Here is a 23,593-nt window from a genome sequence, read left to right on the forward strand (position 1 = left end):
GAGAGATAACATGCATACCGCTCCGCTTCATCCCCGAACCGATTCCCCACGTCGCTGGCAAAACCTGCGGATGGTTCCTCTTTTCACCCTTATTTTCACCGGTATTTTACTGCTGTTTGCGCTGTGTATTAGCGTGGCCAGCTATTACCTTCATCAAAGCGATCAGGCCCTGAAAGACGCCACTGAAGAAATTCAGGTGCGTATGGCCATTTCCAACAGTTCTAACCACCTGCGTACTGCTCGCCTGAACGTCATTCAGGCTGGCGCAGCAACACGCATTGGCGAGATGGAGACATTCCGCAAGGATTTGGCCCGTACCCAACAGCGGATTCAGTTAGCGAAAGACGGGTTTTCGGCCTATCTCCACCGTCGGGTCAAAACCCCTGCCGATGCGGCACTCGATGCCGACCTTGAAACCCGCTTTAATGACTATGTGCAAAAGGGGTTGCAGCCAATGATCGAGTCGGCCCGTCAAGGGAGCTTTGAGGGCATTGTTTCACAGGAGACTGACGTCACGCGCAAGCTGGATGATGCCTACAATGAAGTCCTGCTGAAAGTGATTCAAATCCGTACGCAGCGCGCAGATAACATTCGTCTTGAGGCAGAACAGCGTGCACGCACCGGTTTCATCTGTATGGGCGTCGCATTTGCTCTTGCTCTGGCATTAACGCTGCTAACTTTTGTTTTCTTGCGTCGGGTGATCATTACCCCACTGCGCCACGCGGTTAGCCATATCACCCTGATTGCACAAGGCGATCTCACCTCACCGGCGCAGCCACAAGGCCGCAATGAGATTGGCACACTGCAGACCCATCTGCAAAAGATGCAACATGCGCTGGCCACTACGGTCAGCGGTGTACGTGAAGGGGCCATGGCTATCTATCAAGGCTCGGGTGAAATCAGTGCCGGAAACACAGACCTCTCTTCCCGAACGGAACAGCAGGCTGCCGCGCTGGAGCAGACCGCCGCCAGCATGGAACAACTCACCGCAACCGTGAAACAGAACGCAGAGAACGCCCATCATGCCAGTCAACTGGCGGCCGATGCCTCTGCCAAGGCACAGGATGGTGGCGAGTTGGTTGCCGGGGTCGTTACCACTATGGATAACATCTCCAGCAGTTCGAAAAAGATTGCCGAGATCACTAATGTGATTAACAGCATTGCCTTCCAGACCAACATTCTGGCACTGAATGCCGCCGTTGAAGCGGCCCGTGCGGGTGAGCAGGGACGCGGTTTTGCCGTGGTCGCCAGTGAAGTGCGTAACCTGGCACAGCGCAGTGCTCAGGCCGCCAAGGAGATTGATGGCCTGATTGCAGAATCCGTCGCGTTGATCGGTGAAGGATCGCAACAGGTTGGCAGTGCGGGTGGCACCATGCACGAGATTGTCACCGCCGTGCGCCGCGTGACCGATATCATGGCTGAAATTGCCGCCGCTTCAGATGAACAGAGCCGGGGTATTCAACAGGTGAGTTTAGCGGTGACTGAAATGGATAATGTTACCCAGCAAAATGCTTCGCTGGTTGAGCAGGCTTCTGCCGCTGCCGCCGCGCTGGAAGAGCAAGCGGGTCGTCTGACTCAATCTGTGGCGGCATTCCGCCTCGACAGCCACAGTGGAATCAGCGCTCCCGCCGCCATGCCGGTGGCCGCGATTGCACGGCCCACCCGACTTGCGGCAGTGACGTCAGATAACAGCCACTGGGAAACCTTTTGATTCTGGCGGGCGCTCACCCTCCCGCTCTGGCTTTTCACTTTCTTAACATTTCCCGTTGAGACTTTTAGCGCTGTAATTTCTTACACTTCTCTCACTGCACCAACCCCAAAGGCGCAGTCAACCTAAAAGTAACAAGGATTTTTGCCCGCGCAGCGCGGGCTTTTTTTTATCCCGCATTTAACTCTTCCTCTTACCGCCAGCGAAAACATTCACCGAACGCCAGCGCCCATAAAAAAACCCGACACGCTGGCCGGGTTAAAAAGACACAAAATTTCGTTACACCAGGGAATTCACTAACAGTTCACAAAATGAACTCCCCTGCCGCTCAAGACAAGTCTTAATCTTCATTTGCAGCATAAAAATGTGATCAACACTGCAATATCTGGCTACAGAAACAGCGCCCCGTCGTGATTTTATCTGTCGTAAACTCAGGTTAAATCCCTCCGCTGACGAGAGCCGTCATAAAAGCGGTCTATACTGTTGAAATCACAGGATCATAGCCACGTAACCGCAAGGAGCTGAGCAATGATTGACCGGCAACACCCCTTGTTGATTGTCACTGACCTGGATGGATCGCTGCTCGACCACCACAGCTACCGCTGGGATGCCGCGCAGCCCTGGCTGGAGCGCTTGCGCCAGCAGTTGATCCCCCTGGTTATCTGTTCCAGTAAAACAGCCGCAGAGATTGTTCCGTTACAGAAGCAGCTCGGGCTGTCAGGCAGTCCGTTTATTGCGGAAAACGGTGCAGTGCTGCAACTGAACAGTGAGCAACGCCTGCAACCCAACAGCACGTCGCCCAGCTATTCCGCCTTGTGTCAGCAGATCACCCACTTGCAGGCACAGTTTCACTTCACCCCTTTCCACCAATTGAGTGATGTGGAAGTCAGCGCGGTGAGTGGGCTCACTTTGGCCCAGGCGGAGCTGGCACGTCGGCGTGAAGCTTCTGAAGTGCTGATTTGGCGCGACAGCGAGGATGCGTTTGCCGCGTTCCGACAGCAACTGGCCGCACAAAATTTGTCGTTGCTACAAGGCGGGCGTTTCTGGCACATATTGCCAGCTGATTGCAGTAAGCAAGCGGCGCTGGCCCAGCTCCTCACCACGCTCTGTGCGACGGCGGGCGGAAAATTGACCACCATTGGGCTGGGTGATGGCCCCAATGATGCCTCGATGTTAGACAGCGTTGACTACGCCGTGGTGATCAAAGGCTACAGTAAACAGCCGGTTGAGCTACACCGCACGGATAAAGACAACATCTACTTTACTGCGCACTACGGCCCTGAAGGGTGGAGCGAAGGAATGGACTACTTTCTGACGCCAGACACCTAATCCCTGACCGCTAACCAGAAGGATGATGCGATGAGTGACTTTTATCAGAATGGCGTAATCACCAATTTCCATAACCTCACCCACCGCAGCGTATCCTCGCTGGAGAATGATTTGGTGCGCTTCTCGCACAAACGCAAAATGGGGCTCATCTTGCCCTCGCTGTTTTCCGAACTTGAAGGCCCAGCGCTGGATAAAATCGTTAACGAACTGGCACAGGTGCCCTATCTGGAAGAGATCGTGATCGGCCTGGATCGTGCCGATCGCGATCAATTTCTTCACGCACGGGAATTCTTTTCCCGTCTGCCACAGCGCCACCGCATTTTGTGGAATGATGGCCCACGCTTGAAGGCACTGGATGCAGAACTGGACAAAGAGGGGCTTTCCCCCAGCCAGCCCGGCAAAGGACGGAATGTCTGGTTCTGTACCGGTTACGTTTTAGCCTCTGACCGCAGCAGCTGCGTGGCACTGCATGACTGCGATATTGTTACCTACGAACGCGGGATGCTGGCTCGCCTGCTCTACCCCCTCGCCAACCCGGCGTTTCAATATGAGTTCTGCAAAGGATTCTATGCCCGAGTGGCAGATGGCAAGTTGAATGGCCGCGTCGGACGTTTGCTGGTGGGCCCCTTGTTACGTTCCCTGCAAAAAGTCTACGGCCATTCGGAGTTCCTCGATTACCTCTCCAGTTTTCGCTATCCCCTCTCTGGTGAGTTCGCGATGCGCACCCATGTGTTGAATAACATCAAGATACCTGGTGACTGGGGGCTGGAAATCGGCGTGCTGTCTGAGATTTATCGCAACTACACCACGCGCCAGACCTGCCAGGTGGAGATTGCCGATAACTACGATCACAAGCACCAACCGCTGGCCGAAGAAGATGGCACCGGGGGGCTGAAGCGCATGAGTAATGACATTGTGCAGTCGTTGCTGCGTAAACTTGCCACCATGGGGGTGAACCTCACCAGCGATTCCTTCCGCGTGTTAAAGGCAACCTACTACCGCAACGCGCTGGACATGATGGAAACCTACAACCATGAAGCGGCAATGAATGGCCTGAAGTTCGATCAGCACAGTGAGGAAGCCGCGGTGGAGATGTTCACGCAGGCGATTCTTGATGCAGGCCAGGCCTTTATTGAACGCCCTAATGAGAAACCGTTCATTCCGAGCTGGAGCCGGGTGCAATCGGCATTTCCGGATATTTTGCAGCGTATTTATCAGGCGGTTGAAGAGGATAATGACGGGACAGTTTGAGGAAAATGATACGGGGATGCAGGTGCATCCCCATTACCGCTAGCCGACCAGTTCGCCAACGATGGCGCTGTGGCTCAGCTCATCGCTACGAAAGGCTTCCTGTCTTACGGCATAGCCATCATACCAACGACACTCAACCATGCCGCTTGCATGACCGGTCACCACCATAGTGGGTCCGCCATCTCTGTGCTGAACTGCATCACTGACTGCAAAGACCATAAGTGCTCTCCCTTTGACCGAAATTAGAACCCTGAAAGGTATAGCATCCTTAAGTTATTTTGACCTCTAAAAGAATGTGAAATGTGTGCGAATTCAGAATTTGGCAGATAAAAATGCGGAATATAAAAAAAGCGGATAAAAAATATCATCCGCTTTGAAGGGGTTAAATCTTGCAGCTTTCGCACTCGCCTTCGTCGTTCAGGTCAGCTGGCACCGCGCCCGCTTTCTCTTCAGCGCGCGCTTCGGCATCGGCTAACTGTGCGTCAATATCAAATTCAAACTCGTCATCTTTCATAGTGGGTACTCCCGTCAGGTTTAGCGCGCGTTATACCTCTTTACCCCGCACTCTGGCAATCAGGCTCACCAGCAATAGCACGATCGACCCAACGATAAAGCCCAGAACCAGGTGGCTGCCGTTGTTCAGCAGCATCGTAACGATGCCGCTAAAGCCCGCAGTCAGTTGTTCCAGCTGATGGCCAAGCCAGGGAATACCGTGCACGATAATGCCACCGCCCACCAGGAACATGGCGATCGTGCCGACAATCGACAGGAATTTCATCAGCAGGGGGGCAGCAGCCAGTAGCACCGCGCCGAGTCCACGGGCAATCGCCGAGGGCTTTTTGTCTAACCAATAGCCAAGATCGTCAATTTTTACGATCACCGCCACAATGCCGTAGACGCCCACCGTGACCAGTAACGCAATACCGGCCAGAATCATCACCTGGTTAAGTAAAGGTGCCTCGGATACCACCCCTAGCGTCAACGCCACGATTTCCGCCGAAAGAATAAAATCAGTGCGAATAGCCCCTTTCACCTTCTGCTTTTCGTATTGCATCGCGTCCTGGCGGGCCAGGTTATCCAGCCTTTTCTGACGCGCTTCCGGGCTGTTTTCCTCTTTATCTCGCTGGAAGCTGTGGAGCACTTTTTCCACCCCTTCGTAACAGAGATAGGCCCCGCCAATCATCAACAGCGGCGTGATAAGCCAAGGCGCAAAGGCAGAAATCAACAGCGCCAGCGGCACCAAAATCACTTTATTGAGTAGAGAACCTTTTGCCACGCCCCAGACCACGGGCAGCTCACGGTTGGCCTTCACGCCGCTGACCTGCTGCGCGTTCAGTGACAGATCATCCCCCAGAACCCCGGCGGTTTTTTTCGCCGCGATCTTTCCCATCACGGAGATATCATCCAGAAGTGTTGCTATATCATCCAACAATGTCAGTAGACTTGTTCCTGCCAAGATTAACTCCCTCTTTTATTCATCTTCATGCTGACAACAAGGACAGCGCTCTACCGGCACAACGCTAATATCCGCAATGCCCGCGCAATCCCATTCCACTCTGATCGCCTCACCTTCCTGCCATGTGGCGTGCAGGTATTTACTGACTGGGCTCTCCGTCATCCCGCTTATCTCTTCCGTGGCAATCAGCCTTTCGCCTACATAGATGCGCGCGGTGGCATGGGTGCCGACCATGCGCTCATCCTGGAGTTGATACAGCCTTTTCACGGTAAGCTTAATACTGGACATGCTATTTTCCTGTTTGACGGACAAGACGCCTCATTCAAGCAACCAGGCTACTGATTTGCAAGAACTAGTCCGGCTGATAGCGGCGAATGCCGTTAGCGTCAATCTCGGCGCTGTAGGGAATGTCTAACAACCACTCTTCAATCCTGTCATGCAGTTGGGGATCGCTCAGGTGCAGTTTACCGCGCAGCGCACACTCCCAGATGACCAGGACTTTCCAGTGTTTCTCTTCAAGCTGCTGAATATAGCGCTTATCACGCTCGACGTTGCTGTTGATTTTACCCGCCCAGAAGCCGGTGCGCGTTTCCGGCAGCTTAAACAGGTAACAGTGATGTCGATGCCAGAAGCAGCCATGCACAAAGATAATCGCCTGATGGCTGTGCAGGACGAAATCGGGTCTGCCGGGCAGTGTTTTATCCTGTGCGCGCCAGCTAAGCCCTGCGTTGCTTAACAGAGCCGCCACGCGTTGTTCGATCACCGTGTCCTGCTGGCGAATAGCACGCATGTTTTTACTGCGAATGTCGCGTGAATGCACATCTGCCATGTTGACCTCTGGGGTTGGCTTTGCAGGATGACCCGATAACGCGACACCGAAATGTCACTGCGGGCGTTAACCGCAGAACCGCTAAGCACCAGTAAAAGACTATAGCCGAAAAAACTCCCAGATTGACGCGTTGAGAAAGCAGCATGGGAGGCCGATCGGAAGAAAATACGGAGAGCGAGCCTGCAAACAGACTCGCGGGTAGAGCAGAAGAAATCGCCGCGCCTGAATGAGTCAGGACTTGAAGACCAACGTAGTTACTTTTTCTTTTTTGACTGCTTTTTCAGCAGCGCACGCAGCTGTTTAATTTCCGCTGCGCTGAAGGGAGATTCCGCGGCTTCTTCGGTGTTCTGGTTGTCAATTTCTGGTTGAGCCTGCTGTGAGAAGCTTGCCGTCAGGCGTTCAACAATCTCCTGGCTCATTGAGACCTGCTTGTCCAGTGCCAGTTGTTTGATCTGTTCTTTTAACGCAGGATCAATCTTGATCGTCAAATTAACGTTGTCACTCATTCCACTACTCCCTTGGTTTTTATACTCAACCTAGCGGAACGGTGTGATGAAAAGAAGACTGTCACAAAAATTTAATATTTCCCTGTCATCCAGGCGCGAAGTCACGCAGCACGGACTCATCAATGCCGGTCATGTCCCCTTGCAGTTCTGCACAGATTTTTGCCATGTAACCCACTAAAAATTGGGCATTATGTTGTGCCAGCTCGCGTCCTGCTGCCGTCTGCATTGTGGCGGGCAGTCGCAGTAGTTTCGTCTGGAAATGATCAAGCGTCCAAAGTACATCATTCAACTCGCGCGATTTACCTAAGGGATCTTCACTGTTAAACAACGGACGGCCCATAACCCCTGCGGTATAAAACACCCGGGCAAGACCTATCGCGCCCAGCGACTCCAGGCGATCGGCATCCTGCACAATTTTGGCTTCCAGGGTCACCGGCGTGATGGCCGCGCTGAAGCTATGCGCCTGTACCGCATGGGCCACGCCTTCAATACGATCAACCGGGAAATCCGGGAAGGATTCCGTCAATACCTGACGGGTTTTTTCTGCTGCATAGGTTGAAGCAAGCCGACGTTCAGGGTGGTTTTTCGGTAAATTCACCACATCATGGAAATAGCAGGCCGCCAGAACAGTGAGTGCGTCAGCATTGCTGTTCGCCATGATCTTTTGCGCACTGCCCCACACCCGGCGCAGGTGGCCGATATCGTGGGCCTGGTCATCATGCACCCAATTCTGTTCCATCCAGCGCTCAAAGCGGCTTTGCCACAGTGTCAATGACATGCTTGTTCTCCCTGTACTCGTGATCAACATCATAACGATGCAATGATGACAATTTTTTGACAGCCAGATGTACAGCCAGAAAAAATCATCCCTCTTTTATGGGTTATAGCCTGTTCTGTTGCCAGCCGATACCGTCACTTACAATCCAGGATTTAGTCTATAGCTGAAAGTCCGTTCTTTATTTAGTGGCGCTAATGTTTTCCACTCAACAAAATCGGGCTGAATGACGGTGTTATCGGACAAAAACCGGGTCATGTTCCCAGCCATTTTTTTCTGATTTTGCCTGGGGGATTTCCTAAAGGGTTCCCATTTGGCGCGCTATCACGTACTGTATCCGGGATGCGGAACCGGTCAAAAACCCGGACGATCACCGCAATTTTCCAAACGGATAATTTGTTAACATTACACACAGCTTTCTCCTGCCCGTGAGCCGATAAAATATTAAGCAAAATGATTCAAACACATTATGCTAAAGCTGTAACACACAGGCAGTAGTCCATTTCAACCTGTAACCGGGTTGGATTTATAACAAGAGGTAGAACATGAAAGAACGGCCAATTCTTTTTTCAGAACAGCGAGTTAGAGCCTTGCTGGCTGGCCAACAGACCCAAACCCGGCGCATCATCAAGACGCAATCCTTTGGCCCTGGTCAGGATCATCATGAAGGCGTCCACGCTTTTGACGTCAGTGCCAATCATTTGCAGGGTTATAAGTTGATGTCGATGGAAGATGTCAGCCAGCACTGCCCGTTTGGTAAACCTGGTGACCGACTGTGGGTGCGTGAAACCTGGCGTGGGCCGATCATCCCCCAGGCGCGCGCGGCAGAGTTTGATAACGACCCCGAGTATTTCCGTCAGTCTGCTTTTTGTCAGTATCGTGCCGACAGTAATGAAGCCGGGCTACTGGTACAAAGCTCTCCCGAAGCCGATCAGTTTGGCTGGCAGACCGCCATTCATATGCCACGCTGGGCCAGCCGTATCGATCTGGCGATTACGTCCGTCCGGGCAGAAAAGATTCAGGACATCAGCGAAGATGACATCATGGGTGAAGGGGTTCAGACCGACAGCCATTTTCTCAATAATTTCTTTACCATGAACAGCGCCAGCGAGTCGCCGAAAGAAGCCTACCGCAAAGCCTGGCAAAAGCAGTACGGTGCCACCAGTTGGGAAGTGAACCCGTGGGTCTGGGTGATTGGTTTTGAGCTCAACCACAATCAGCCCGTCTAAAACGGGATTTTCTTTGGGTTTAAGGTGATAAAAGTCGCAGCAATGTGTATTTTTTCAACAAGTTGCATTAAAGCTAGCCAGTTGAATGATAAACTGTTTTTTGCTGTTGACACCCAGAGCACGCGCCATTAATATGCGCCCCATCGAAACGATTCCTCTGTAGTTCAGTCGGTAGAACGGCGGACTGTTAATCCGTATGTCACTGGTTCGAGTCCAGTCAGAGGAGCCAAATTCTTGTTTTCATGCCGCTCTGCGAATCCTTATATGATTTTTATTCAATGAGTTAGCGTGAAAAGTCTTCCCGATGCATTTTCAGTTTTCCCTCTGCATCGGGAGAATTTGGTGGTCAGATTTGGGGTCAAGTTGGTTCGATGACGGAGTGACCCCCAAATGTCTCTTAACGACTCAAAAATCCGCAAGTTAAAACCATCCGAAAAACCCTTTAAAGTCTCCGACTCTCACGGTCTATACCTTTTGGTAAATCCAGGCGGTTCACGTCTTTGGTATCTCAAATATCGTATCAATAGAAAAGAATCGCGCCTCGGTTTAGGTGCCTATCCCGATGTGTCTCTGGCGGACGCTCGTCAGCAACGAGACGGTATCCGTAAAATGCTGGTGCAGAATATCAATCCAGCACAACATCGCTCTGCGGAGAGAGCCATTGCCTCATCAGAGGAAACCTTCAAATCAGTGGCGCTAAGTTGGCATAAAAGCAACAGATCATGGTCGGAGAACCATGCCGCTCGTCTGCTTTCCAGCATGAACAATCATATCTTCCCGATAATTGGACATCTGCAAGTCACAGAACTGAAAACCCGCCATTTCATCGACCTGCTGAAAGGGATTGAGAAAAAAGGTCTCCTGGAAGTGGCGGCACGAACCCGGCAGCATATGTGCAACATCATGCGTCATGCCGTGCATCAGGAGTTGATAGAGCATAATCCAGCGGCCAATCTGGACGGTATAATCGCCCCGCCCGTTAAACGCCACTACCCTGCCCTTCCGCTGGAGAAACTACCGGAACTGTTGACGCGCATTGAGGACTACAAGCAAGGGCGAGAATTAACCCGTTTGGCGGTATCACTTACTCTGCACCTTTTCATCCGTTCCAGCGAGTTGCGCTTTGCCCGTTGGTCTGAGATCGATTTTAGAAACAAAATCTGGACCATCCCGGCCACCCGTGAAGCCATTCCCGGTGTACGTTATTCTGGGCGTGGTGCCAAAATGCGCACGCCACATATCGTTCCCCTATCCCGTCAGTCCATCACTATTCTCAAACAGATACGGGAAATCTCCGGGCATCAGGAACTGATATTCCCCGGTGACCATAATCCGTATAAACCAATGTGCGAAAACACGGTCAACAAAGCGCTGCGCTTGATGGGTTATGACACGAAAGATGAAGTTTGCGGCCACGGATTCCGGACAATGGCCTGTAGTGCCCTAATGGAGTCTGGAGTTTGGCCGCAGGATGCAGTTGAAAGGCAGATGAGCCATCAGGAACGTAACAGTGTACGTGCGGCTTACATACACAAAGCTGAATATCTGGACGCGAGGAAAGCGATGATGCAATGGTGGTCGGATTATCTATCTACTTGCCAGAAAGCATACGTGCCACCATATTTTTTCAATTAATGGAAAGCTAGATTTATAACGTAAATCATTGGTGGCTTTATCTGCTCAGACTGACACTGCCACCAATGAAATAATCTTGACAAAATGAAACTCTAGATATTTTCCATGATACCAATATACATTAAAGCTTAAGGTTAAACATAATATATTCTGTTTTATAAAAACCACACCGTTCGTATGCCCTAATTGCAATTTTATTTGATTCATGAACATAAAGTCGAATCTCTAAAGCATCTTCTGACCTAGCTTGATTCGCAACACACTCCATCATGTAATCAGAAATCCCTCTCCCTCTTTGTTCTGGAATAATATAAAAACTTTGAATCCACCAATAGTCACCACCATAAAAATCACTCCATTCCTTGACAATTGAAACATTAGCAACAATATTATTTTTAGTATCTTCCAACACCCAATAACATGACTTTGGTGATTCAAGAAACGCTGCTGATACACCTCTCTCAACGCAATTAATATCAACCTCACTCCCCTGGGATTCCTTAGCCTCACTTATGGTAAATTCTACAATCTTACTGATATCATCAGTAGTGGCAAGACGAAATGTATACTCAGAAATCATATTTACACCTTTTAATGAAGTTAATTTTTAAGCACTTATGCTTTTTACAAATCTATCTATCTGGCATTGGAAATAATAAATCATCGCTAACCTCAGGTTGTATTGTACGCTCTAAGTAAGTTGATAGGACAATAGACGTTTTCGTTGACGAAACCCCAGGCAATCCATATAGTTTTGCGATTAGAATTTCTAAGGACCTGGCATCTATTGTCCTTACTTTCATAATCAAAGAAGCATCGCCAGCAATTGAATGTATCTCTTCAACTTCTGGATATTCTGATAGTTTCAATAGTTCACTAGTCATACCCCATCCTGAGGTATTCACATGAATAAATGCAACCAAGCTTTTACCTAATGATATCGGGTCAATTATTACTGAGCTTTTTTTTATAACACCACTATTTTTAAGACGCTTGACCCTTTCGTGAACAGCGGGAGCAGACAAAGATACCTTTTTTCCTAGTTCTGCATAGCTCAACGCTGAATCTTGCACCATTTCGGTTAATAATCTTCTGTCTACAGCATCGATCTCCCTCGTACCTTGGCCATTATGCTTAATATTCTCTGTATTTTTCTTCATAAAACACCACCCTCTTTTTACTGAAAAAAATTAATGTAATAATCAACAATGCTGAATAATATTAAGTATTACAGAGGATAAAAAGAATGGCAACCCCCACTAATCTTGAAAGAAAAAAACAAGAGGCTATACCCATAACTGCGTATGTCTTAACCTTCTGTATTGGAATCATTGGATCAAACTCCTTGATGCTCGGTCCTATAGCTCCAGTCGTTGCAATATCCTTTGGTTCATCAGTTCCAGATGTCATGCTGGCTTCCTCTGCCTTTGGGCTAGGCACTTGTTTGAGTGCTCTGTTTTTAGCTAGATACATAGACATATTCGGAGCATTTAGATCTATCAAAATATCAATGACTATTATCTCACTATCGGTTCTACTTAGCGCAACTAGTCCCAATTTACTTACTTTGATTACATCTCAATTTTTTGTCGGTGTTTTTACTGGAATTGCAATACCTGCAATATATGTAGCAGCTTCCCATATAGCGCCTCCTTCTCTTGAAAGAAAAACAATTGGTGTTGTTTTAGTTGGATGGACATTGAGTCTAGTTGCAGGTGTTTCATTCTCATCATTAATTGCAGAAAATACAAGTTGGAGATATGCCTTTCTTATACTATCAATCCTTAATATTTTATCAGCATCCGTTATTCACTTTATCACCCATGAAGATACACAAGTAACGAATAAAACCAAAACACCCCTATCCACACTTAATAACAAAGAAATAGTTCACTTACTGATTATTTGCATGGCAACTATGACTTCATTTTATGGTGTCTACTCTTTCCTTGGTGACTTTATATTCACCAAATTAAAACAGCCGTTAAGCTCCAATGGCGTCTTGTCAATTTTATATGGATTGGGATTTGGTAGTGTAGCAGTATTTAGAGGGAAACTAAAAGCAGCATGTGAAAAAATGGACTTGGGTGTTAATTTATTATTGTTAAGTTTAAGTTATTCTTTTATGCTTTTTTCAGAGAGTTTTTTTTGGATTTCTATTTCCATAACAATCTTAGGGAGCATAAATCACATTGCAGTGAATAATATAATAACAAAATTGAATATTGCCGGGAAAAATGAAAAAGGCAGTGTAATGGGACTTAATAGTGCTGTGACATACTTCTCTGTTTTTATATCAAGTAGCATTCTAGGAGTAATATATTCGAACTTTGGATTCAAAAGCATAGTACTTACTGCATTTTTACTTTGTTTCTCCGCAAGCATTTATAACCATTTAAATACACGCCCTTTTAAAACATAAACTTTATTCTGGGATTTACTACACACAACCTTAATAACTCCAATTTCAGGCGTCAGAGAACAAGACTAAAAATGAGCATGAATTATATGACGATCGATAAAGAATTCATCTTGTATCAAAATGCAGATAACATACATAGGAATTCGAACCGTGGAAAACAATATATTTTGCTGGCTAACATTAAAAGAGGCTGTTAATTTCATTAATGAAAATAATAAAATAAAAATAAGCGAAGCGGACATATATAGGAATGCACTCACAAGAAAGATAAGTTTGTCAATTTACTTCCAATCATTTTTTATATTGAGAAGAGTGAAAAAATTTAAAAACAAACCTATCCTGTGCACGATTAGTGATAACATTATCAACAGGTTGTGTGTTTTAGAGAAGAAATGTTTCCTGAATGGCAGAAATTTCACTGTCAAAACGGAAGGCATTTACATTAATCCAGAAAATATGATTCTAGATACACCGCTATTAGGTTACGAGTTTTTCTTAATTCAAAACTTACTGGCCAATGAATTAAAAATACCATCACCATTAAAAAAAACCAACTACGGAATTACAGTTAACATAAAGGAAGATGTTTATCAAATAGTTACAAAAAGAACATGGAGAGAAAGGCTCAATGAACAAATTAAAAAACTCCCTAGAAGAGAACACAAAAAATACTTACCCCTGAAAAAACAATCATCTCTTGATTGCCATAATTATTTCCCTGTTTATGATTTACCACCTGATGCCTGCTTTGTGATAAAGTTTGAAGAAGTCGAAAAAATAGTTAGTTACCAATCAATTAAGGAACAATTACAACCACCTTTGCCCCGTATCTCTACGCCATTATCTCGTATGTTCTGGCTTTCATGCAAACATAATGAAAAAATCGGCTCGCTAATAAGCCAACCATATAAACTACTGTCTATTTTCGAGCAATGGGCATTAGTCGAAGGGATCACTGATCGGTTGAGCGGCGACACATTAAAGACTGCTCTTGAACGCGGTTCACCAAAGTCTAAATTACGATAAAATCATTTTAGACCCTAATCCTTATTACGAGTAACTGCCCACGTAATACGGTCTCAAATACTTCCTTCCATCATCCCTCTATGCTTCTTTGTTATCTCCATTTCAGAACTGGAGGAAGCTATGACATCTCATCAGTTATTACGCCTGAAACAAGTGGAAGTAAAAACCGGTTTGAAACGTTCACAAATTTATCTGTACATGAAAGACGGTACATTTCCTCACTCTATAAAAATTGGGCCAGCCAGTGTCGCCTGGCTCGAATCTGAAATTGATGAATGGATCAACCTTAAATTAGCGAATCGATTAACACGTTGAAGGGAGATACTAATCATGTTCCCATCATTAAATCACGCATTATTGACTGAAGCACTGTACGCCCTGAAAGAAGGTAATTTTCGCCACTGCGAAACACTGGGATTCACTTTTGACGAAATGAACTCACTTAATCAGCTTACCCTTGATCAACTGTTTATTATCAGTCGGACCTCAGATCAGTTCATGAGAGTAACCGTCCATCATGATGCTTTCCAGCGGATTTTGGCGCGGTCCCGTCAGGAAATTCAGCGTCAGCAACAGATGAGTCGGGCCATTAGGCTAGGTGCATCAATTACCCTGTTGAGCCAATTTTATGGCCTCACCTCTAATGAAATCTGTTTGCGTCGCCGCCTGCTGGGCATCGTAGTTCCTATGGGACGTCCCCCAGTTCCGGATGAGGAGACGGATGCTGAAATCTGGCGGCGGTGGCAAAACCATCGGGTGGAAAATCTTCTGTCATTTGAAGCACTGGAAGTGATGATGCAAATCACCGAAGCGCTGTCCTCGCTTGTTGAAAGTCCCTCTCTGAACGTTGTATGGAGTCGTATATCCCTTTGCGAGAAGGAAAAGTCGACCAGGAGGTCAACACATGCCGGATGAAATCGATCGCGATCAGGAATTCAATGAGCAACGACTGGACGAGATGATTGAACAGAGTCGTTTCAAACCAGGTGTAACACCATCACTGTTTCAGTGTTGCGTATGTGGTAAACCCATTCCAGAAAAACGCCGTCAGACGCTGCCGGGTGTGACAACCTGCACGCAATGCCAGGAAAAGCTCGAACGCCGTAGACGTTAATTTTTCTGCAAGACGTGGAGAAGGTATTTCTCTCCACGTCTTTATATATATCTGAAACTCAAAATAGCATCCTATTATATTTTCCTGATACCCATGATTATTTATAATCTCTTAATCATCACCAGATAAACTCTTTCATTTTTATTTTGAATTTATCGTTCAAAAAATAACTCCAGACCTTCATCCTGAATATGCCGCAACATAATATCCGACCTGATGGGCTTTACCTCGTCCGGGCCGAGTATCGCTCTTTAACAAAATGTATCGGGCTATCACATAACCACAATTCAGGATGCCGCTGAATGTTCTCGCTGACCCGTTAAAACCGGAATGCAGAATCGGGATGTGACTCGTTTATTTCATTCGTTGTAGTTCTGATGAGAGGATAATTCATGAGAAAACCCATCTACCACGTATTTGTCACCCAGGAAGGCCCGTCTGATATGCAGGGCGAAAAAAACACCTACTGGACCAGGGTTGGTGTGGCATTTGCCCATAACGGCAAACCCGGCCTGAATATTGTCCTGACACCCGGTATTGCGGTTTCCGGCAAACTGGTCCTGCTTGAGCCACGGGAGGATAGCAATCTGCCACAGAGTACGGAGCCAGGCGAAACGGCGCTTTAACCCTTCTTTATTACTCCTTACTCCGCAGCGTGCAGGGGCCACAGCCTGTGCACACTGCCTTCAATTCCGAGGCAATCATGCTTTCCACCACTGCCTTTCTGGCGGCGGCCATGCAGTGTGCCGCCAGCATTCATCCGTCCACTGCACTCGACGTGGCACGGGTGGAATCCGGTTTTAACCCTTATGCCATCGCCGAAATTATCCCGAAGGCCACTCGCTCCCTCGGAGATAATAATATTATCTCCTATCAGCCCGCCAGCCGGGACAAAGCTGAGCTCATTATTCGCCGCCTCGTGACACAAGGCCGCCGTTACTCTGTGGGACTGATGCAAATCACCAGCACCAATTTCCGTCACTACGGCGTGACGGCTTCTGATCTGCTTGATCCCTGCACCAACCTGTCTGTTTTTGAACGCATCCTTAGCGACTGTTACCGCCGTGGCGGTTCCCTGAAAAGAGCACTGAGCTGCTATTACTCGGGCAATTTCCGTACCGGGCAACAGCCGGAAGCGGCGTTTTCCGGAACGAGCTATGTCCAGCGGATCGGCTATGCTCCACGATCCACCCTCTATGCTGTCCCCGGCACCCGCGAGGATAAATCAACAGCTGTCATTCCCCTGAAAGCCTTTCCTGCCGCTGATGCCTCCCGCCCCCGCGTGATCTGGCCGGGCGCTGTCGTCCGTGGCGTTCCCGCGAACCTCCGTCGGAAAAACATCACCACCGCACAACTCTCCCCGCCGTCAGTGCGCCAGAGTCTCCCGCAGCCACCCCTTAAGGAGGAAGAATAATGAGGCTTTTCCGCAAGCTAAAGAGGGCAGTCCGCGCAGTGTCTGCCGGTGCGCTGACCGCGTTCTCTGTCAACCCGGCTTTTGCCGACGGGTTTCAGCGCGCAAATACCGTTATGGAAAAAGTCTCCACCGGCCTTCATGGTCTGGCGGCCATCACCATCACTGTGTCAGTAATCTGGGTGGGTTACAAGACGCTCTGGAAAGGCGAAAGCCTGTCCCAGTGCGCCTACATCATTATTGGCGGGATCCTGATTGGTGGAGGCAGTGAGATCGGCGCACTGCTGATGAGCTGAGAGGTCATCTATGGCAAAGCTGCTCAAAGCAATGAAACGCCCGGCGGCGCTGTGGGGGGTACCGATGGTGCCCCTGCTGGGTGTTACGGGCATCACTATTATCGTCGCTGTCTGGACCTCCGTCGCTTTCCTGGCCCTCCTCCCGGTTGAATTTCTGGTAATGAAGTCTGTCACCCGAAATGAACCGATGCGGTTCAGCCTGATTGCCGTCTGGCTCAGGGCAAGAGGAAAACCGGCAGCAAACCGTCTGTTTGGCGCAACCGCATTTATGCCCGTTGAGCATGAGGCTGTTGATATTACGGAGTTTCTCAACGCCATGAAACTGAATCAGTGTGCCACGCTCAGAAAGTACATTCCGTATTCATCGCATATTCATCAGCATATTGTTCGCTCTCCCAACAGTGACCTGTACTGCACCTGGGAGCTAACGGGCACCCCGTTCGACTGCGAGTCAGAAGACACTCTCAATACTGACCGGAACCAATTGCACGGGCTTATCCGCTCATTCGAGGGAATGCCGGTCACTTTTTATGTTCATAATGTGCGGGCCCCCTTTACTGACTCGCTGCACAAGCCGTCCGGCAACCCTTACGCCGATGAAATCAGTCGCCTTTATTATGCCTCGCTGGCGGCGGATCCGTTTCGCCGTAACCGCCTGTTCCTGACCGTCTGTTACCGTCCGTTCGTCACCCTGGAAAAGGCCGGGCGCAGACGCATGAATGACGGCCAGAAACTGAAAGAGCTTGACGCTGCGCTGCGGGAAATGCTGGAAATCAAAGGCTCGCTCGATACCGCATTGTCACGCTACGCCGCACATCCTCTTGGGACCTTCACTGATGGACACGCGGTATTCTCCTCCCAGTTATCCTTTTATGAGTACTTGTTGACGCACCAGTGGCGCAAGGTGCGCGTCACCCGCGCTCCGGCGTATTCGATGATGGGGTCGGCGGCACTGTTCTTTTCTGGCGAGTCCGGGCAGATAAACCACGCCAGCGGTACAGGGTATTTCCGGGGGCTGGAAGTGAAGGAGTTCCCGGAGGAGACCGCGACAGGGATGATGGATTCGCTGCTGTACGCCCCCTGCGATTACGTGATCACGCAGTCCTACACCTGCATGTCACGTGAAGAAGCCCGGAAAGCCATAAAACGCACCCGCCGTCTGTTAATGAGTGCAGATGATGATGCCGTTTCTCAGCGACTGGATTTGGATGTGGCACTTGACCTGCTGACCTCGGGGAAAATCGCCTATGGAAAACACCATTTCGCCATCATGGTGTTTTCCCACTCACTGGACAATCTGGTGGCCGATACCAGTGAAATCAGCAATGCCCTGAACAACCTCGGCATTACACCGGTTCCCGCCGCGCTTTCGCTTTCAGCTGCGTTTATGGCGCAACTGCCCGGCAATTATCATCTGCGACCCCGCAAAGGCGAACTGAGCAGTCAGAACTTTGTTGAACTGGCCGCACTGCACAATTTCTACCCCGGAAAACGTGATAATGCACCCTGGGGGGATGCGATGGCCTTACTGCGCACCCCGTCAGGCGATGGTTACTATCTGAACCTGCATAACACGCTGGCGGACAAGGACGAGTTCAACGAGAAGAACCCGGCCAGTACCTGCATTCTCGGCACCAACGGTTCGGGTAAAACCATGCTGATGACTTTCCTCGAAAATATGCAGCAGAAATACGGCCCTCCGGACAGTTTTTCTCCGGATGCGAAAACTAAACGACTGACCACCGTTTATCTGGACAAGGATCGGGGCGCGGAGATGAATATACGGGCGCTGGGAGGCCGTTACTATCGCATCACGCATGGCGACCCCACGGGTTGGAATCCGTTTTCGCTGTTGCCCACGAAACGCAATATCAGTTTCATCAGTCAGTTGATGAAACTGTTGTGTACGCGTAACGGCGCTACCATAACGCCCCGTGATGAACGCCGTCTGAGTGACGCCGTGCTGGCGGTGATGAGTAATGAACCACAGTATCGCATCTATGGGATCACCCGTTTACTGGAGAATCTGCCAGAGCCCGCCACCCGGGAAGCGCAGGAGAACGGTCTGAGTATTCGCCTGTCGCAGTGGGCGCAGGATGGCGAGTTTGGCTGGGTGTTTGATAACGCATCAGACACCTTCGATATCGGCCACTGCGATAACTTCGGCATTGACGGCACAGAGTTTCTGGATGATGCCAACGTCTGTGCGCCTATATCCTTTTACCTGCTGTACCGCATCACCACGCTGCTCGACGGCCGACGACTGGTTATCTTCATGGATGAATTCTGGAAATGGCTGCGGGATCCGATTTTTAAGGATTTCGCCTATAACCGGTTGAAAACCATCCGTAAGCTCAACGGCATGCTGGTTGTGGGGACCCAGTCCCCGGCGGAGATCATCAGGGATGAGATTGCGCCCGCCATCATTGAGCAGTGCGGAACACAGATCCTGGCAGCCAACCCCAGTGCGGACCGGGCGCACTATGTTGACGGGATGAAGTTTGAACCGGAAGTGTTCGATGTGGTGAAAAATCTGGATCCGCAGGCCCGCCAGTATGTGGTAGTGAAAAATCAGTTCAGGCGTGGCGACACAAAACGTTTTGCTGCACGCGTGACGCTCGACCTCTCCGGTATCGGCAGATACACCCGAGTGATGAGCGGCAGCGCCGACAACCTCGAAATTTTTGATTCCCTGTACCGCGAAGGGATGCAGCCCCATGAATGGCTGGAATCCTACCTGGCTCAGGCACTCTGATAACCCAAAGGAGATCCATGATGAAAAGGCGTTTTCATGCCCTGGTTTTCGCGTACGTCATTGCCAGCCCGCTGGCGCACGCTGGTATTCCGGTCCTTGTTGATGCTGACCCGCTACGTGAGCTCGAATGGCTGAAAGAAGCGCAGCGCTGGATGCAAACCGCGCAACATTACCAGAGCCAGATCCAAGCGTATAAAAATCAGTTAGCGACAGCCACCGGCGTCCGGGATATCGCAGATTTTGTGGATCAGGCGAAGAGTCTGAAATCGGATCTGGAAAAACTGCGCAAGCCAGGCCAGACACTCAATGATCTGCTACTTTCCGGCGGCACCTCAGGACAGTTCGATGCGCTGTACGCGAAGTACCGGGTTTTCGATACCTGCAATGCCGAACAGTCAGGAAGTTATGCCAATACCTGCAAACAGTTGGTCATCAACAAAGCGATACAGTTTGAGCAGACTGACGAGATCCAGGAACAGGTCAGCCAGACACTGGGCGAGATTAACAGCCTCTCGAACCGTATCGCACGATCCAAAGACTCAAAGGAGTCTCAGGACCTTGCCAACAGTATTCAGCTAAAATCAGTGATGCTGAACACGCTCACTGACCAGTGGGAAATGAGCGTGAAGGCAGCAGAAAAGCGCGAAAAAGTACTGGAGGATGTGCGTATTAAACAGTGGAATCAGCAACAGTTAACTGCGCCAACCCCTGATTTAAACGGCTAAAGGAGTCTCACATGCGGTTATTAACCCTCTCTTTCCTGTCCTTAGTATTCATCATCAGTGGCTGCAAAGAAGAAGCCAAAACCATTCAGTGGTACAAAGATCACCCCGATGAGCTAAAAGTGGTGTATGAAAAATGCCAAAAAACCGGCGATGCCTCAGATAACTGTAAAAACGCCAATGAAGCCCATTATCAAATTCAGCAGTTAAATGCCCCCACTCCCGACCTGAACTCATAGTGAGGTTAATATGCCCGGTGGTGTATTTATCGGTGTTGAAAAACACCTGATAGGAGGAGTTACTGACGCCACAAAGGGACTGATGATGTCATATTCCTCCATGATGGTGGGGCTGGCGGCAACGTCAGCCACGCTTTATATCATGTGGCGCGGTTACCAGACTCTGGCTGGTAAGTTGTCCACGCCAATGGAGGATGTCATGTGGGACATCATGAGGATGGCAATCATCCTGTCCTTTGTGGCAAATGTCAGCGGTTATCTCGATGGGGTGATTGATGCCATTAATGGCCTGAAGGAGGGATTTTCCGGCAGCGATAATATCTGGCAGTTACTGGATAGCTTATGGGGTAAAGCGAAGGTATTAGGTAAAACGTTACACGACATGGATAACTCAACGTATATAAAAGATGAGGGAATGACCGCTCAATTTTATGTCTGGCTTGGGATATTCGTTTTAATGATTATCACCGCCTTTATTTCAATGATCGCGGAAGTCATGGTTTTACTGCTGAGTATTACCGCCCCCGTCTTTATCTTTTGTCTGCTGTATGGTTTTTTACGCCCCATGTTTAACAACTGGCTGCAAAATGTTTTCGCCGCCATATTAACGGTTCTGTTTTCTGCGTTGTCGCTACGCATTGTCGTTAATTATTTAAACTCGCGGTTAGATATTGCAACCCAACTGTCTGCACAATCCAACATTGTGGAGTTAGGCGCGCAGGTCTGTCTGGCTGGTGTCTGTGCTGCAATACTGGTCTACCTCTCCGCAAAACTGGCCGGCGCGCTGGCCGGAGCCAGTGCAACCGTATCCATGCAGGGGCTGGCGGCGGTGGGTATCGGCGCGGCAGCGTTTGGTGCCGGGAAACTGGCAGCAGGAGCCGGGCAGCAGACAACCCGCACCCTTCAGGACAATATTCAGGGCTGGAGAAATGCCAGTGCGGGTAAACCCGGCAGTGGTCCGGGATACAGTGCGGCTCAGGCGCGTAAAAACGCGATTGAGCAGATGATTGCCCGCAACGAAGCCCGGCGACTGGCGCAATTAAGAGAAACGGCCGTTCAGAAATTCCATCATTAAACCTGTCATCCCTGCTGAAATACTCCCGTTAATTCCTCCGATGAAAACATAAGCCTGTCTTCGTCTCACTAAGGAAACACCCCATGAAACGCTTAATTGCGCTGGCTTTGCTGTGCGCACTTTCCGGCTGTGCGCAGTCCCCCCGTCCCCCTGCCTTTGGTGGTCAGGGCATCCCGGTGAACACCCCTCAGATAATGGCGGAGTTAAACAGTCATGAGTGAACAGACCCTCATTGCGGATTCCCGCACCTTTGAACAGCAGATGATTGAGCGGGACAAACGTGCCACAAAAGCCGGGTTTGTGGTGGGCGGCGCGGGCCTGCTCACCGCCGCACTGGCGCTTACCGCCGTGGTGCTGATGTTGCCGCTGAAACAAACGGTCGTGGAACTGTACACCGTGGATAATCATACCGGACGAGTGGAGCACGTCACCCGCGTATCAAAGACCAGCCTGACGGCCGAGGACGCTTATCAGAAGGCGATAACCGCCAGCTACGTCAGACTGCGTGAACGGTACGTTTACCCTTCCCTGCAGGACGATTACGCCACGGTACAGGTTTATAACAGTCCTCAGGTTAACGATGACTACCTGGCGCTGTATGCCGGAAAAGATGCCCCGGACAAGGTCTGGCAGAACGCGGCTCATACCGTGCAAATCGACATCCTGTCAAACCAGATCACCGAAGGCACTGCCCCCGATAAAGTCGCAACTCTCCGATACAAAAAGACTATCCGCCGCCTCGCTGATAACAGTATCCGCACCGAATACTGGGATGCCCGCCTGACGTTCCACTCCGATCCCGGCAGAGAAATGAGCGATACGGAGCGGGAGATTAACCCGTTCGGTTTTACCGTGACCAGCTGGCAGGCAGACCGTGAAATCCGGGGAGGTGAATAATGAAAAGCATCATCCTTATCGCACTGGAGCTGATGCTGTGCGGCACGGCATGGAGCGCGGCCGTTCCGCAGGCGAGTCGCTATGATGCCCGCGTTCAGCAGGTTGTCTATAACCCGCTGAACGTTACCGTCGTCAATACCCGTCCCGGTTTCATGACCACACTGGTCTTTGACAGCGACGAGGCGGTTATCACCGCCAGACCCGGTTTTGAGGAGGCTTGGGAAGCCACGCCGGACGCCAACAGGGTCAACATTCGTCCGGTGGCGCTCGTACAGGGCGCGCCCGGCGCGGACGGTAATACCACGCAGGTGGTCATCCCGCCCAACAGCCGGGACTGGCACACCAACCTGCTGGTCGTCACCACCCGTCGGCTGTACAACGTCGAGCTGAACGTCATCGATGATAAGTCACCTCAGCAGCCTGCTTTCCAGGTGAGTTACCGCTATCCGGTCGAAGACAGGGAGAAGGCCAGCCGTGAGACAGCGGCCAGAGCGCTGGAGCGGGAGCAAAAACAGCAGCAGACTGACATTGAGCAGGCCCTGAATGCCGCGCAGACGCCACGCAACTGGGACTACCTCAAATATCCGGGGCGCGACAGCACCCGTATCGTTCCGGATTTTGCGTATGACGATGGCCGCTTTACGTTCGTGGGCTTCTCCTCGGCCAAATCTATTCCCTCCGTGACAAAAGAGCTGAACGGCCAAGAGCATGTGGTTAACAGCAGTATCCGCAGAAAAGGCAACTTCACCGTACTGGCCATTCAGGAGATCACGCCCCGTCTGGTCCTGCGTTCCGGAAACGCCGTGGTCGGCCTAGAAAATCGTGGTTTTGGTAAGGTCCAGGCCGCTGATGGTGCCACGGTTTCCCCACAGGTTGAACGGGTGGAAAAACCTCACCCCACTGACAACTAAGGAACCA

General features: G+C 49.9%; 29 protein-coding genes and 1 tRNA gene. 21 read left to right on the forward strand and 9 right to left on the reverse strand.

All coding sequences use genetic code 11. The features are described 5' to 3' along the window. Positions 1-10: 10 nt before the first annotated feature. The 3 genes from B880_RS0105805 to B880_RS0105815 all read left to right on the forward strand — a co-directional run bounded on the left by B880_RS0105805 (position 11) and on the right by B880_RS0105815 (position 4,288). Positions 11-1,711 carry a methyl-accepting chemotaxis protein gene (locus B880_RS0105805; RefSeq protein WP_026042445.1) on the forward strand — a complete coding sequence of 567 codons (1,701 nt, stop codon included), beginning with the start codon at positions 11-13 and terminating at the stop codon, positions 1,709-1,711. Between the two features lie 525 nt (positions 1,712-2,236). Continuing rightward, positions 2,237-3,037: a mannosyl-3-phosphoglycerate phosphatase-related protein gene (locus B880_RS0105810; protein ID WP_017346441.1), complete on the forward strand. Its 801-nt coding sequence runs from the start codon at positions 2,237-2,239 to the stop codon at positions 3,035-3,037. Between the two features lie 30 nt (positions 3,038-3,067). Further along, the gene (locus B880_RS0105815) at positions 3,068-4,288 is read left to right on the forward strand and encodes a glycosyl transferase (RefSeq protein ID WP_017346442.1); all 1,221 of its coding nucleotides are present in this window, start codon (positions 3,068-3,070) and stop codon (positions 4,286-4,288) included. Between the two features lie 39 nt (positions 4,289-4,327). Here B880_RS0105815 and B880_RS0105820 read toward each other — a convergent pair whose 3' ends face one another. From B880_RS0105820 to B880_RS0105850, 7 genes are all read right to left on the reverse strand, one after another. Beyond that, complete coding sequence (locus B880_RS0105820) at positions 4,328-4,507, reverse strand: YodC family protein (protein WP_017346443.1); 180 nt, start codon at positions 4,505-4,507, stop codon at positions 4,328-4,330. Between the two features lie 163 nt (positions 4,508-4,670). Further along, positions 4,671-4,802, reverse strand: a complete 132-nt coding sequence (locus tag B880_RS27235) for a hypothetical protein (RefSeq protein ID WP_017346444.1) — start codon at positions 4,800-4,802, stop codon at positions 4,671-4,673. A 30-nt stretch (positions 4,803-4,832) separates the two neighbouring features. Continuing rightward, positions 4,833-5,744, reverse strand: a complete 912-nt coding sequence (locus B880_RS0105830) for a DUF808 family protein (RefSeq protein ID WP_026042446.1) — start codon at positions 5,742-5,744, stop codon at positions 4,833-4,835. 15 nt (positions 5,745-5,759) lie between these two features. Next, entirely contained in the window at positions 5,760-6,032 is a 273-nt protein-coding gene (locus B880_RS0105835; protein ID WP_017346446.1) for a hypothetical protein, read from the reverse strand. A 64-nt stretch (positions 6,033-6,096) separates the two neighbouring features. Further along, positions 6,097-6,573, reverse strand: coding sequence for a very short patch repair endonuclease (locus B880_RS0105840; RefSeq protein WP_017346447.1), 477 nt, complete (start codon positions 6,571-6,573; stop codon positions 6,097-6,099). Between the two features lie 254 nt (positions 6,574-6,827). After that, the gene (locus B880_RS0105845; protein ID WP_017346448.1) at positions 6,828-7,079 is read right to left on the reverse strand and encodes a hypothetical protein; all 252 of its coding nucleotides are present in this window, start codon (positions 7,077-7,079) and stop codon (positions 6,828-6,830) included. An 85-nt stretch (positions 7,080-7,164) separates the two neighbouring features. Further along, positions 7,165-7,857, reverse strand: a complete 693-nt coding sequence (locus B880_RS0105850; RefSeq protein ID WP_017346449.1) for a phosphohydrolase — start codon at positions 7,855-7,857, stop codon at positions 7,165-7,167. A 542-nt stretch (positions 7,858-8,399) separates the two neighbouring features. Between B880_RS0105850 and B880_RS0105855 the strand changes: the two genes are divergently transcribed. The 3 genes from B880_RS0105855 to B880_RS0105870 all read left to right on the forward strand — a co-directional run bounded on the left by B880_RS0105855 (position 8,400) and on the right by B880_RS0105870 (position 10,718). Next, on the forward strand, positions 8,400-9,083 hold the full coding sequence (locus tag B880_RS0105855) for a hypothetical protein (protein WP_026042447.1): 684 nt from the start codon (positions 8,400-8,402) through the stop codon (positions 9,081-9,083). 153 nt (positions 9,084-9,236) lie between these two features. Next, positions 9,237-9,312, forward strand: a tRNA-Asn gene (locus tag B880_RS0105865). A gap of 161 nt (positions 9,313-9,473) precedes the next feature. Next, entirely contained in the window at positions 9,474-10,718 is a 1,245-nt protein-coding gene (locus B880_RS0105870) for a tyrosine-type recombinase/integrase (protein WP_017346452.1), read from the forward strand. 121 nt (positions 10,719-10,839) lie between these two features. Here B880_RS0105870 and B880_RS0105875 read toward each other — a convergent pair whose 3' ends face one another. Together B880_RS0105875 and B880_RS0105880 are read right to left on the reverse strand one after the other, a co-directional pair. Then, positions 10,840-11,298 carry a GNAT family N-acetyltransferase gene (locus tag B880_RS0105875; RefSeq protein WP_017346453.1) on the reverse strand — a complete coding sequence of 153 codons (459 nt, stop codon included), beginning with the start codon at positions 11,296-11,298 and terminating at the stop codon, positions 10,840-10,842. A gap of 52 nt (positions 11,299-11,350) precedes the next feature. After that, positions 11,351-11,878 (reverse strand): Lrp/AsnC family transcriptional regulator, encoded by a 528-nt coding sequence (locus B880_RS0105880; protein WP_017346454.1) that lies wholly within the window; start codon positions 11,876-11,878, stop codon positions 11,351-11,353. Positions 11,879-11,964: 86 nt separating this feature from the next. On the opposite strand from B880_RS0105880, the gene B880_RS25945 reads away from it, so the two are divergent. The 15 genes from B880_RS25945 to virB9 all read left to right on the forward strand — a co-directional run bounded on the left by B880_RS25945 (position 11,965) and on the right by virB9 (position 23,586). After that, complete coding sequence (locus tag B880_RS25945; RefSeq protein ID WP_071524376.1) at positions 11,965-13,140, forward strand: MFS transporter; 1,176 nt, start codon at positions 11,965-11,967, stop codon at positions 13,138-13,140. Between the two features lie 150 nt (positions 13,141-13,290). Then, positions 13,291-14,166, forward strand: a complete 876-nt coding sequence (locus B880_RS0105895; RefSeq protein ID WP_237760987.1) for a hypothetical protein — start codon at positions 13,291-13,293, stop codon at positions 14,164-14,166. A gap of 120 nt (positions 14,167-14,286) precedes the next feature. Beyond that, positions 14,287-14,481, forward strand: coding sequence for an AlpA family transcriptional regulator (locus tag B880_RS0105900; RefSeq protein ID WP_017346458.1), 195 nt, complete (start codon positions 14,287-14,289; stop codon positions 14,479-14,481). A 15-nt stretch (positions 14,482-14,496) separates the two neighbouring features. Continuing rightward, on the forward strand, positions 14,497-15,081 hold the full coding sequence (locus B880_RS0105905; protein WP_017346459.1) for a DUF2857 domain-containing protein: 585 nt from the start codon (positions 14,497-14,499) through the stop codon (positions 15,079-15,081). Next, on the forward strand, positions 15,071-15,280 hold the full coding sequence (locus B880_RS0105910) for a TraR/DksA family transcriptional regulator (RefSeq protein ID WP_017346460.1): 210 nt from the start codon (positions 15,071-15,073) through the stop codon (positions 15,278-15,280). The genes B880_RS0105905 and B880_RS0105910 overlap by 11 nt, the downstream gene beginning before the upstream one ends. Before the next feature lie 392 nt (positions 15,281-15,672). Continuing rightward, on the forward strand, positions 15,673-15,906 hold the full coding sequence (locus B880_RS0105915) for a hypothetical protein (protein ID WP_017346461.1): 234 nt from the start codon (positions 15,673-15,675) through the stop codon (positions 15,904-15,906). 77 nt (positions 15,907-15,983) lie between these two features. Continuing rightward, positions 15,984-16,694, forward strand: a complete 711-nt coding sequence (locus B880_RS0105920) for a lytic transglycosylase domain-containing protein (RefSeq protein WP_017346462.1) — start codon at positions 15,984-15,986, stop codon at positions 16,692-16,694. Next, entirely contained in the window at positions 16,694-16,987 is a 294-nt protein-coding gene (locus B880_RS0105925) for a TrbC/VirB2 family protein (RefSeq protein ID WP_017346463.1), read from the forward strand. The genes B880_RS0105920 and B880_RS0105925 overlap by 1 nt, the downstream gene beginning before the upstream one ends. Before the next feature lie 10 nt (positions 16,988-16,997). After that, a complete protein-coding gene (locus B880_RS0105930) occupies positions 16,998-19,742 on the forward strand; it encodes a VirB3 family type IV secretion system protein (RefSeq protein ID WP_017346464.1) in 2,745 nt (914 codons plus the stop codon). A 20-nt stretch (positions 19,743-19,762) separates the two neighbouring features. After that, on the forward strand, positions 19,763-20,467 hold the full coding sequence (locus tag B880_RS0105935; protein WP_017346465.1) for a type IV secretion system protein: 705 nt from the start codon (positions 19,763-19,765) through the stop codon (positions 20,465-20,467). A gap of 11 nt (positions 20,468-20,478) precedes the next feature. Continuing rightward, positions 20,479-20,703, forward strand: coding sequence for an EexN family lipoprotein (locus B880_RS0105940; protein WP_017346466.1), 225 nt, complete (start codon positions 20,479-20,481; stop codon positions 20,701-20,703). Between the two features lie 10 nt (positions 20,704-20,713). After that, complete coding sequence (locus B880_RS0105945; protein ID WP_026042449.1) at positions 20,714-21,778, forward strand: type IV secretion system protein; 1,065 nt, start codon at positions 20,714-20,716, stop codon at positions 21,776-21,778. 83 nt (positions 21,779-21,861) lie between these two features. Then, complete coding sequence (locus tag B880_RS26880) at positions 21,862-21,999, forward strand: hypothetical protein (RefSeq protein ID WP_017346468.1); 138 nt, start codon at positions 21,862-21,864, stop codon at positions 21,997-21,999. After that, positions 21,992-22,675 (forward strand): virB8 family protein, encoded by a 684-nt coding sequence (locus B880_RS0105955; protein WP_017346469.1) that lies wholly within the window; start codon positions 21,992-21,994, stop codon positions 22,673-22,675. Before B880_RS26880 ends, B880_RS0105955 begins: the two co-directional genes overlap by 8 nt. Continuing rightward, on the forward strand, positions 22,675-23,586 hold the full coding sequence (gene virB9, locus B880_RS0105960) for a P-type conjugative transfer protein VirB9 (protein ID WP_017346470.1): 912 nt from the start codon (positions 22,675-22,677) through the stop codon (positions 23,584-23,586). Before B880_RS0105955 ends, virB9 begins: the two co-directional genes overlap by 1 nt. The last annotated feature ends 7 nt before the right edge of the window (positions 23,587-23,593 follow it).

The organism is Pantoea sp. A4 (assembly GCF_000295955.2).
Taxonomy (GTDB): Bacteria; Pseudomonadota; Gammaproteobacteria; order Enterobacterales; family Enterobacteriaceae; genus Pantoea; species Pantoea multigeneris.